The organism is Modestobacter sp. KNN46-3 (assembly GCF_011039295.1).
In genome coordinates, this window is record NZ_JAAKGN010000044.1 from 22,754 (window position 1) to 31,070 (window position 8,317).

Sequence of the window (8,317 nt, forward strand, 5' to 3'; positions counted from 1 at the left end):
CGATAGACCGACATCGATACACGACGCCCCGCTCGCGGGGCCGAGGAGCAGCCCACCCCCATGAGCGATCTCGCCGCGGAGACCCCCCGCTCCGGCACCGACCTCGAGACACCGGTGCTGGCCCGGTTGTCGACCCTGGACCGCTTCCTGCCGGTGTGGATCGTCGCCGCGATGGTCCTCGGGCTGCTGCTCGGCCGGTTCGTCCCCGGGCTGGACGACGCCCTGGACGCCGTCCGGATCGGTGAGGTGAGCCTGCCGATCGCCATCGGGCTGCTGCTGATGATGTACCCGGTGCTGGCCAAGGTCCGCTACTCCGAGCTCGACCGGGTCACCGGTGACCGCAAGCTCCTCGGCGCCTCGCTGGTGCTGAACTGGCTGGTCGGCCCGGCGCTGATGTTCGCGCTGGCCTGGCTGCTGCTGCCCGACCTGCCCGAGTACCGCACCGGGCTGATCATCGTGGGCCTGGCCCGCTGCATCGCCATGGTGCTGATCTGGAACGACCTGTCCTGCGGTGACCGCGAGGCCGGCGCCGTCCTGGTGGCGATCAACTCGGTCTTCCAGATCCTCGCCTTCGCCGTCCTCGGCTGGTTCTACCTCCAGGTGCTGCCCGGCTGGCTGGGGCTGTCGACCACGTCGGCGGAGTTCAGCTTCTGGGCGATCGTGCTCTCGGTGCTGGTCTTCCTCGGCATCCCGCTGGTCGCCGGGTTCCTGACCCGCACGGTCGGCGAGCGCGCCAAGGGCCGCGACTGGTACGAGGGGAGCTTCCTGCCGAAGATAGGTCCGGTCGCCCTCTACGGCCTACTGTTCACCATCGTCATGCTCTTCGCCCTCCAGGGCGACGCGATCACCTCGAACCCGTGGGACGTCGCCCGGATCGCGCTGCCGCTGCTGGCCTACTTCGCGCTGATGTTCGGTGGGTCGTTCCTGCTCGGCATGCGGCTGGGGCTGGGCTACGCCAAGACCGCGACCCTGGCCTTCACCGCGGCCGGCAACAACTTCGAGCTCGCCATCGCGGTGGCGATCGGCACCTTCGGGGTCACCTCCGGGCAGGCCCTGGCCGGCGTCGTCGGACCGCTGATCGAGGTCCCGGTGCTGGTCGGCCTGGTCTACGTCTCGCTCTGGGCCGCCCGGCGCTGGTTCCCCGGCGACCCCACCGTCCCGGCGCGCAGCAACGAGGGAGTGTCCCGATGACCGCAACGCCCCGTTTCGCAGGACTGCTGGACCCCCAGGTGGTGCTCCGGCGGCACGTCGAGGACCTGTCGGCCCGGTTCGCCGGCATGGTCAGCGCGGAGACCGTCGAGCGGATGGTCTTCGAGTCCTACGCCGCCCTGGGGCGCACCGCCCTGGTCAAGACGCACCTGCCGGTGCTCACCTGCCGCTTCGCCACCGAGCGGCTCACGGCCCTGGCCCAGGCCAAGGGAGCGCTGGCCAAGGAGGCGCCCGAGGTCCTGTTCGTCTGCGTGCAGAACGCCGGTCGTTCGCAGCTGGCTGCGGCGATGGTGGAGCACCTGTCCGAGGGGCGCGTGCACGTCCGGTCGGCGGGCTCGATGCCCGCCGACCAGGTCGACCCGGTCGTGCTCGAGGTGCTGGAGGCTCGCGGCATGACGGTGACCGACGCCTTCCCCAAGCCGCTGACCGACGACGTCGTCCAGGCCGCGGACGTGGTGATCACCATGGGCTGCGGGGACGCTTGCCCGGTCTACCCGGGCAAGCGGTACCTGGACTGGAACGTGGCCGACCCCGCCGGCCAGCCGCCGGCCGCGGTCGAGGCGATCGCCGCCGACGTCGAGGGGCGGGTGCGGGGGCTGCTCGCCGAGCTCGGCGCATGAGCCGCCGTCTGGTCGTCATCGGCGGCAGCGACGCCGGCATCTCCGCCGGGCTGCGGGCCCGCGAGGTCGACCCGACCGCCGAGGTCACCGTCGTGGTGGCCGACGCGTACCCCAACTTCTCCATCTGCGGGATCCCGTACCTGGTGTCCGGGGACGTGCAGCCCTGGCAGTCCCTGGCCCACCGCAGCCACGCCGACCTCGAGGCGGCCGGGCTGACCCTGCGGGTCGACACCCGCGCCACCGCCATCGATGTCGCGGGTCAGCAGATCACCGTGACCGGCCCGGAAGGCGCACCGGAACAGCTGGACTACGACGAGCTCGTCGTGGGCACCGGCGCCGTCCCGGCCGTGCCGCGGATGACCGGGCTCGGCGGACCGAACGGTCTCGGGCCGGACGACGGCGTCCACCTGCTGCACACCATCGACGACACCCATGCCCTGCTGGCCGGTCTGACCGGTCGCAGGGTGCACTCGGTGCTGATCGTGGGCGCCGGCTACATCGGGGTGGAGATGGCGGAGGCGTTCGTCGCCCGGGGCATCACCACCACCGTGGCCCAGCGCCCCGCCGAGGTGCTGGCCACCGTGGATGCCGCGTTGGGTGCCCTGGTCCGCAACGAGCTGGAGGGCCACGGGGTCGAGGTGCTCACCGGCACCGGCGTCACCGGGCTGGCCCGCACCGCCAACGCCCGGATCGCGGTCTCCGGGGACGGGTTGGACCGGACCTTCGACCTGGTGCTCGTCGTGACCGGGGTCCGCCCGGACGTGCAGCTGCTGGTCGACGCGGGGGCACGGACCGGTGCCGGTGGTGCGGTGCTTGTGGACGAGACGATGGCCACCGGGCTGCCGCACGTCTGGGCGGCCGGGGACTGCGTGGTCACCCACCACCGGTTGATGGGCGTCACCTACCTGCCGCTGGGCACCACGGCCCACAAGCAGGGCCGGGTCGCCGGGGCCAACGCCGTCGGCGGGCACGCCCGCTTCGCCGGCAGCGTCGGCACCCAGGTGGTGAAGGTCTTCGACCTGGTCGTCGCCCGCACCGGTCTGCGCGAGCACGAGGCACGGACCGCCGGGTTCCGCCCGGTCACCACCCAGTCGCGCCCGGACGACCACAAGGCCTACTACCCGGGCGCCCAGCCCCTCACGGTCCGGGTCACCGCCGACGCCGGCACCGGCCGGCTGCTCGGCGCCCAGCTGGTCGGGCGGCTGGGCAGCGAGGTCGCCAAGCGCGCCGACGTCTTCGCCACCGCGCTCTTCCACGCGATGACGGTGGAGGGCCTGGCCGACCTGGACCTGGCCTACACCCCGCCGTTGGGCTCACCCTGGGACGCGGTCCAGCTGGCCGCCCAGGCCTGGAGCTCCGAACACCGACCCCCCGCCCGCGCCGCACGATCGGCGGCGCTGGCGTGACCATCCGCACGACCGAGGAGAACCCCGTGAACGACCGCCCCAGCGTCCTGTTCGTCTGCGTGCACAACGCCGGCCGCTCCCAGATGGCCGCCGGGTGGCTGCGCCACTTGGCCGGCGACGCCGTCGAGGTGCGTTCGGCCGGCTCGGTGCCCGGCGACCAGGTGAACCCGTCCGCGGTCGCGGCGATGGCGGAGGTCGGCATCGACATCTCCGACCAGCGGCCCAAGGTGCTGACCACCGACGCCGTCGAGGCCTCCGACGTCGTCATCACCATGGGTTGCGGGGACGCCTGCCCGGTCTTCCCCGGCAAGCGGTACCTCGACTGGGCCTTGGAGGACCCGGCCGGCAAGGGGGTCGAGTCGGTGCGCCCCATCCGGGACGAGATCGAGGGCCGGATCCGCGGCCTGCTCGCCGAACTGCAGGCGCCCGTCACCCGATGACCGGCCGGCCCAGCGTGCTGTTCGTCTGCGCGCGCAACTCCGGGAAGTCGCAGCTGGCCGCGGCGCTGATGGCGGACCTGGCCGGGGACGCCGTCGAGGTGCGCTCCGCCGGGACGGCGCCCGGCGACGCGCTGAACGAGCAGTCGGTCCGGTCCCTGGCCGAGCTGGGCATCGACATCACCGGCGAGCACCCGAAGCCGGTCACCGAGCAGCTGGTGCGGGACGCCGACGTCGTGGTGACCCTCGGCCGGGAGGCCCGCGTCGAGCCGGTGCCCGGGACCCGCTCCGTGACCTGGGACGTCGACGAGCCCTCCACGCGCGGCATCGAGGGCATGGCCCGGATGCGGCTCGTCCGGGACGACATCGCCCGGCAGGTGCGGTCGCTGGCCGCCGAGCTCGGCGTCGGCCTGCGCCCGCGATGAGCCCGGGGCGCGACCGCGGGTGCGGACTCCGGTCAGGCGCGGGCGTCGGCGTCCTGGTCGGCCGTGAGGTGGGTGACCGGGACGTCCGTGGTCTTGCGCAGCCGGGCCGGGAGGTCGCGGCGCAACCACTTCGAGAGCCCATGCGGCAGGGTGGAGACGACGATCTCGTCGGCTGCGACGTGCTGGAGGGCCTCGCGGACCGCCTCCAGCACGTCCGGGTCACCGACCTCGCCGTCGACCGTGGCACCCAGCGTCCGGAGGTGTCCGATCGCCTGCTCGAGGCGCTGGGCGGCCACGGCATAGGCGCGGTCCGCAGGCGAGGGGCCCAGGCTCGCGTAGGCGCTGGGGCCGTCCAGCTGGTCGTCCAGCGGTGTGGCCGGGGCCACGATGTGGAACTCGTGCGGTTCGGCGGCGATGCGTTGTTCCACGGCGGCACTGAGCGTGTCGGTGGTGAGGGTCTGGTTGGCGACGATCAGGCAGTGGCGCATGCTCGTGCTCCGGTTCGGTCGGTGACCCGCAGACGCCGTCATCGTGGCGCGGATCACGGTGGTGCGCCAGGGGTGCTGGGGGACGATCTCCGCGTCCGGACCCGACTCGATCTGGGCGCGGGGGCCGGAGCCGAGCTGCAGACCGGGAACGAGGAGTCGGTGTGACCGTCGGACCAGGCCTGTCCCGCCGGCTCGGCACCGGTGACGCGGTCGTCATCGGGCTGGGGTCGATGATCGGGGCGGGCGTGTTCGCCGCCTTCGCCCCGGCCGCGCAGGCCGCCGGTGCCGGCCTGCTGATCGGGCTGGCGATCGCCGCCGTGGTCGCCTGGTGCAACGCCACCGCCTCGGCCCAGCTCGCCGCGCAGTACCCCGCCTCCGGCGGCACCTACGTCTACGGGCGGGAGCGGCTCGGGGACTGGTGGGGCTTCCTCGCCGGCTGGGGCTTCGTGATCGGGAAGACGGCCAGCTGCGCGGCGATGGCACTCACCTTCGCCGCGTACGCCGCGCCGTCCGGCTGGCAGCGCCCGGTCGCCGTGGCCGCCGTGCTCGCGCTCACCGCGACGAACTACCGGGGTGTCACCCGCACCGCCGGGCTCACCCGGGTGATCGTCACCGTCGTCCTGGTTGCGCTGACCGTCGCGGTCGCCGCGATGCTCGTCGGCGGCCCGTCGGGCGGGCCGGCCCCGGGGGACTGGGCGGTCGAGGGCGGCGTCCTGGGGGTGCTGCAGTCTGCCGGGCTGCTGTTCTTCGCCTTCGCCGGCTACGCCCGCATCGCGACCATGGGCGAGGAGGTCCGCGACCCGGCACGGACCATCCCGCGCGCCGTCCTGCTGGCCCTGGGGCTCACCGTCGCGGTCTACCTGGTGGTCGCGGTGTCGCTGTTGACGACGCTGGGCGCCGACGGCGTCGCCGCCACCGCCGAACCGCTGGCCGCCGCCGTGGCCGCCGGCAGCTGGGACTGGGCCGGGCCGGTCGTGCGCATCGGCGCGGCCGCGGCGGCGCTCGGCGCGCTGCTGGCCCTGATCGCCGGCGCCGGCCGGACCAGCCTGGCGATGGGCCGCCAGGGCGACCTGCCGCGGTACCTGGCCGCGGTGCACCCGCGCTTCTCCGTGCCGCACCGGGCCGAGGTCACCGTCGGCGTCGTCGTCTGCCTGCTCGTGCTGACCGTCGACCTGCGCGGCGCGATCGGCTTCTCCTCCTTCGGGGTGCTGCTCTACTACGCCGTCGCCAACGCGGCGGCGTTCACCCAGGACGGCGAGCACCGGCGGTTCCCCCGGGCGTTGCAGGTCCTCGGCCTGGTGGGCTGCCTGGTCCTGGTGGCGACCCTGCCGTGGCAGGCCGTGGTCGGCGGCAGCGCGGTGTTCGCCGTGGGCATCGCCTACCGGGCCACCCGGCTGCGGCTGGCGGCTCGGTGATCCCCTGAAGCGCTGCTGTCCGCCAGGAGCCGTCCGCTGAACGCAGCGGCGCCGGCCGCGACCGCCACGAGCGCGGCCAGCCCGGCGAACGTCGCCGGGTAGCTGCCCACGGACTCGGCCAGCGCGGTGCCCGCCCACGGGGCGAGTGCGGCGGCTGCGGTGATCGGGGCGGCGAACCAGCCCGACAGGGCGCCGTACCGGGCGCTGCCCCACCGGTCGGCGACGACGGTCGCCTGCAGCAGCGTGGCGGCGCCGCGCGCCGCCCCGACGAGGACGGCCAGCCCGATGAGCAGCGGGGCCGGCCCCGGGACCGCGGCCAGCAGGCCGATCGCCAGGGCGGAGGCGGCCAGGATGACGACCGTCCGCGTGGCGGGGGTGGTCCGGGCGGCGAGCGGGGCGTAGCCGATCCGGCCGAGCAGCTGGCCGGCGCCCAGCAGACCGAGCGTGGTGGCCGCCAGCGACGCCGACATCCCCCGCCCGGTGAGCAGCGGGATCAGCGTCAGGCTGGCCGCGTACATGCCGAAGGCGGTGAGCGTGAGCGCCCCGGACAGCAGCAGGAACCCGGAGCTGGACACGATCGAGCGCACCGACGCCGGGGTGCCGCCCCGGTGGTCGGGCTCCGGCGCCGGCGTCCAGGGCGGCGTGAGCGCCAGGGCGTGCAACGGGATCGTCACCACGGCCAGGACGCCGGCCAGCACCAGGTAGGTGGCCCGCCAGCTCAGCTCCTCCAGGAGCAGGCTGGTCAGCGGCGCGAAGACCGTGCTGGCGAGCCCGGCCACGAGCGTCAGCGTGGTCAGCGCCCGCACCCGGCCGGGCCCGTACCAGCGGGTGAGCGCGGCGAACCCGGCCTGGTAGAAGACCGCGGCCATGGCCACCCCGGCCACCAGCCAGGCGACGACGAACCACGCCAGGCTGGGTGCCAGCCCGATGCCCGCGGCGGCGGGGGCGGCCAGCAGCGAACCGGTGGTCATCACCCGCCGGGGGCCGGCGCGGTCCAGCCACCGCCCGACCGGGATCCCCGCCAGCGCGGAGACCACCAGCCCGGCCGAGAACGCCGCGGTGGTCGCCGACGCCGACCACCCGGTGTCGGCGGTGATCGAGGCCAGCGCGACCGGGAAGGCGTAGTACAGGACTCCCCAGCTGACCACCTCGGTGGCACACAGCGCCGGCAGCACGTGCCGGGGCGGACGCCGGTGGACGTCCGCGGAGCCGCTCATCAGTCCGCGGCGGAGGTCCCGACGGGCACCGGCTGCGGCGCCGGGCCGCAGCAGCTCGCCGGCTCCGCCTCCGCGGACCGGCCGTGCGCGCTGCCGGTGGGGAAGCCGACGCCCGCGGTCTCGGCGGCCTCCCGAGCGCCCAGGTCGGTGCTGCACACCCCGGTCGAGGGCAGGCGCAGCTGCACGCGGTCGGCTGCCTCGAGGTCCCCGGCGAGCGCGGCGGCTATCGAGCGCACCTGCTCGTAGCCGGTGGCCAGCAGGAACGTGGGGGCGCGGCCGTAGGACTTCATGCCGACCAGGTAGAAGCCCTCGTCGGGGTGGGTGAGCTCGCGGTGCCCGTGCGGGGGCACGGTGCCGCAGGAGTGGAAGTCGGGGTCGATCAGCGGAGCGAGCTGGGTCGGTGCCTCCACGCCCGGGTCCAGGGACAGCCGCACCTCCCGCAGCACGTCCAGGTCGGGGCGGAAGCCGGTGGCGGCGGCCAGCGCGTCGACCTGCAGGTCGACCGCGGCGCCGTCCCGGCCGGTGCCGGTCACCCGGAGCCGGCCGTCGCCGGTCGGTGCCACCTCGGTCAGCGTGACCTCGCGGTGCAGCTCGACGTGCCCGGCCCGGACGGCGGCCTTCAGGGTCGAGCCGAGCAGCCCGCGGGCGGGCAGCCCGTCGGAGTCCCCGCCGCCGTAGAGCCGGGCGGGGGAGCGGCCCCGGATCGCCCAGCTGATCTGCGTGCCGGGCGCGCTGCCCTGCAGCTCGACCAGCGCCAGCAGCGTGTTCGCCGCCGAGTGCCCCATGCCGATCACCAGGGTGTGCTTCCCGACGAACCGGGCCCGGTCCCGGCCGAGCACGTCCGGCAGCGGACCGACCAGCCAGTCACCGGCCTGCTCCTCACCGATCGCGGGGAGACCGGCAGCGCCCAGGGGGTTGCGCTGCCCCCAGGTGCCGGAGGCGTCGACGACCGCACGCGCGGTCAGGTCCTGCACCCGGCCGGTGCGCGGCCCCTCGGCCAGCAGCAGGAGCAGGTGCAGCCGGTTGGGGTCGCCGAGCGCCTTCAGCTGCGGGGCGAGCAGGCGGGCACGATCGGCGGGAGAGGTCAGCTCGTCGACGTC

The 8,317-nt window shown here is 74.8% G+C and carries 9 protein-coding genes; 6 read left to right on the forward strand and 3 right to left on the reverse strand.

Annotated elements, in window-relative coordinates:
- Positions 1 to 60 precede the first annotated feature (60 nt).
- From arsB to G5C62_RS11780, 5 genes are read left to right on the forward strand one after another with little or no spacing between them, the layout of a single operon-like run.
- Positions 61 to 1,191: an ACR3 family arsenite efflux transporter gene (gene arsB, locus G5C62_RS11760; RefSeq protein ID WP_277424773.1), complete on the forward strand. Its 1,131-nt coding sequence runs from the start codon at positions 61 to 63 to the stop codon at positions 1,189 to 1,191.
- A complete protein-coding gene (locus G5C62_RS11765) occupies positions 1,188 to 1,829 on the forward strand; it encodes a low molecular weight phosphatase family protein (protein ID WP_164701102.1) in 642 nt (213 codons plus the stop codon). The genes arsB and G5C62_RS11765 overlap by 4 nt, the downstream gene beginning before the upstream one ends.
- On the forward strand, positions 1,826 to 3,235 hold the full coding sequence (locus G5C62_RS11770) for an FAD-dependent oxidoreductase (protein WP_164701103.1): 1,410 nt from the start codon (positions 1,826 to 1,828) through the stop codon (positions 3,233 to 3,235). The genes G5C62_RS11765 and G5C62_RS11770 overlap by 4 nt, the downstream gene beginning before the upstream one ends.
- 26 nt (positions 3,236 to 3,261) lie before the next feature.
- Positions 3,262 to 3,675 carry an arsenate reductase ArsC gene (locus G5C62_RS11775; RefSeq protein ID WP_036335061.1) on the forward strand — a complete coding sequence of 138 codons (414 nt, stop codon included), beginning with the start codon at positions 3,262 to 3,264 and terminating at the stop codon, positions 3,673 to 3,675.
- Positions 3,672 to 4,097, forward strand: coding sequence for a low molecular weight phosphatase family protein (locus tag G5C62_RS11780; RefSeq protein WP_164701104.1), 426 nt, complete (start codon positions 3,672 to 3,674; stop codon positions 4,095 to 4,097). Before G5C62_RS11775 ends, G5C62_RS11780 begins: the two co-directional genes overlap by 4 nt.
- A gap of 32 nt (positions 4,098 to 4,129) precedes the next feature.
- Here the strand turns inward: G5C62_RS11780 and G5C62_RS11785 are convergent, their stop codons facing one another.
- The gene (locus G5C62_RS11785; protein ID WP_164701105.1) at positions 4,130 to 4,585 is read right to left on the reverse strand and encodes a hypothetical protein; all 456 of its coding nucleotides are present in this window, start codon (positions 4,583 to 4,585) and stop codon (positions 4,130 to 4,132) included.
- Between the two features lie 161 nt (positions 4,586 to 4,746).
- Here G5C62_RS11785 and G5C62_RS11790 point away from each other — a divergent pair, with 161 nt between their 5' ends.
- Positions 4,747 to 6,000: an APC family permease gene (locus G5C62_RS11790; protein WP_164701106.1), complete on the forward strand. Its 1,254-nt coding sequence runs from the start codon at positions 4,747 to 4,749 to the stop codon at positions 5,998 to 6,000.
- Here the strand turns inward: G5C62_RS11790 and G5C62_RS11795 are convergent.
- Complete coding sequence (locus G5C62_RS11795; RefSeq protein WP_164701107.1) at positions 5,964 to 7,217, reverse strand: MFS transporter; 1,254 nt, start codon at positions 7,215 to 7,217, stop codon at positions 5,964 to 5,966. The genes G5C62_RS11790 and G5C62_RS11795 overlap by 37 nt on opposite strands.
- The coding region (locus G5C62_RS11800) for an NAD(P)-binding domain-containing protein (protein ID WP_241175848.1) at positions 7,217 to 8,317 on the reverse strand (1,101 nt) is incomplete at its 5' end. The genes G5C62_RS11800 and G5C62_RS11795, both read right to left, overlap by 1 nt.

Excerpts from the sequence above, each read along its gene's own strand:
- G5C62_RS11770 (WP_164701103.1), top strand. The coding sequence starts at position 1,826 with ATGAGCCGCCGTCTGGTCGTCATCGGCGGCAGCGACGCCGGCATCTCC.
- G5C62_RS11765 (WP_164701102.1), top strand. The coding sequence starts at position 1,188 with ATGACCGCAACGCCCCGTTTCGCAGGACTGCTGGACCCCCAGGTGGTG.
- G5C62_RS11795 (WP_164701107.1), bottom strand. The coding sequence starts at position 7,217 with ATGAGCGGCTCCGCGGACGTCCACCGGCGTCCGCCCCGGCACGTGCTG.
- G5C62_RS11785 (WP_164701105.1), bottom strand. The coding sequence starts at position 4,585 with ATGCGCCACTGCCTGATCGTCGCCAACCAGACCCTCACCACCGACACG.
- G5C62_RS11780 (WP_164701104.1), top strand. The coding sequence starts at position 3,672 with ATGACCGGCCGGCCCAGCGTGCTGTTCGTCTGCGCGCGCAACTCCGGG.
- arsB (WP_277424773.1), top strand. The coding sequence starts at position 61 with ATGAGCGATCTCGCCGCGGAGACCCCCCGCTCCGGCACCGACCTCGAG.